We start from the raw sequence: 1,639 nt of genomic DNA, 5'->3' as shown, positions 1-1,639 counted from the left end.
TTACTCGCTATGGGTGCTTCCATGACATCTTTCGCCGCTGGTTGGGAAAAAGATGATTCTGGTATCTGGCACTATTATGACAGCGATGATGAGATGGTAGCTGGAGAGTGGAAGAAAGACGGTGGAAAGTGGTTCTACCTGGATGACGACGGCGAGATGTTGACAGACAGCTGGGTTGACGACGAGTATTATGTTGGTGATGACGGCGCTATGCTGATTAATACCTGGAAGAAGACTCTCGCTGACGAAGATATGGATGATCCGGAAGATGACGGCGACTCATGGTACTATTTCGGTTCCAAGGGTAAGAAAACCACTTCTGATACAAAGAAGATCAATGGAAAGACTTACTTCTTTGATGACGACGGCAAGATGAGAGATGGCTGGTATCAGGATGGCAACGATATTTATTACTTAGGTGATGAAGACGACGGCGCTAGAACCTCTGGATGGTTATGGCTTGAAAAACCGGACGACGATGCTGATATTGACCTTTGTGATGATGATTGTGATGTATGTGACGAAGAAGGCTGGTATTGGTTCGGTTCCAACGGCAAGATGTATAAAGATGCAAAACAGAAGAAGATCAACGGTAAATATTACTACTTCAACGAGCATGGCCAGATGCTGTATGAGTGGATCAATGGCGCTAAAGTTACAAAAGGTTCCAACGCTCAGTTAGACGGAGAAAATCCAAATGCAACTCCGAGCGATGTATATTACATGAACGTAGTAGAGGAAGGCTGGAGAGCAGACGGCTGGTATCAGATTGATGGTGCTGAAGACCTTAGTGCAAACAATGATACCGACTGGTACTACTTCAAAGATGGTAAAGCTAAGAAAGCAGATAAAACAAAACCTGCTGACAATAGTGGCTTAACTGATGATGGTGCTCCAGTTTATGTAGCAAAGATTAAGGTTGAAGGTAAATACTTTGCGTTCAATGAAAAGGGTCAGATGCAGACTGGTTTACAGTACATCAATGGAGATACCTACTATTTTGATAGCAACGGTTATATGAAGACTGGTAAAGTTTCTAATGTAGAGGAGGAGAATGATTCCTTCACATATTACTTCCAGACTAAGAATGGCGGCAACGGCAAGGGTGTAACCGGCGAGAAATCTGGATACCTCTACTGGAAGGGCAAGAGACTTGAGGCAGAAGATGATTACAGAATCTACCTTGTAGAAGACAAATACTATCTTGTAAACAAACAGGGTAAGATCCAGAAATCTGAAAGCAAGAAGTATGATTTAGAGCTTGCAGATATGGAAGACGTACAGTTCAAGTTCAGCGGTAACACAATCAAAGATCTTGACAGCAATCTGTTAGACTATGTTGATGTACCGAAAATTGAACTCTACGACAACGTAATTTCAGCAGCTGGGGTTACAGACGCTGAATAAGATTTATCACTGATACTTGAATTTTGACTATAAGTCAGATTTTTGAGAAACAGTATAATAAAAGGCAAGGCTGGGTTTCCGGTTCTTGCCTTTTATGTGGTTCTTTGTCAATAGTTGGGTGGAATTTGTTAAATCGGCTCTTTGTCAATAGTTGGGGTGGGATTTGTTAAAATCCCGCCCCAATTCTATGAAAAGGGCCCTTTTTATGTTTAGTTCCAGGTTTTACTGATTT

Annotated in this window: 1 protein-coding gene; it reads left to right on the top strand. The window is 42.0% G+C overall.

What is annotated here, in order from left to right:
• On the top strand, positions 1-1,407 hold a 1,407-nt coding region (locus KH180_RS16660), incomplete at its 5' end, for a glucan-binding protein (RefSeq protein ID WP_290762498.1).
• Between the last annotated feature and the right edge of the window lie 232 nt (positions 1,408-1,639).

Source organism: Anaerostipes sp., from assembly GCF_018381315.1.
Taxonomy (GTDB): Bacteria; Bacillota; Clostridia; order Lachnospirales; family Lachnospiraceae; genus Anaerostipes.
The sequence above is the reverse complement of the archived record's forward strand: the minus strand, read 5'-3'. Positions and strand labels throughout refer to the sequence as shown.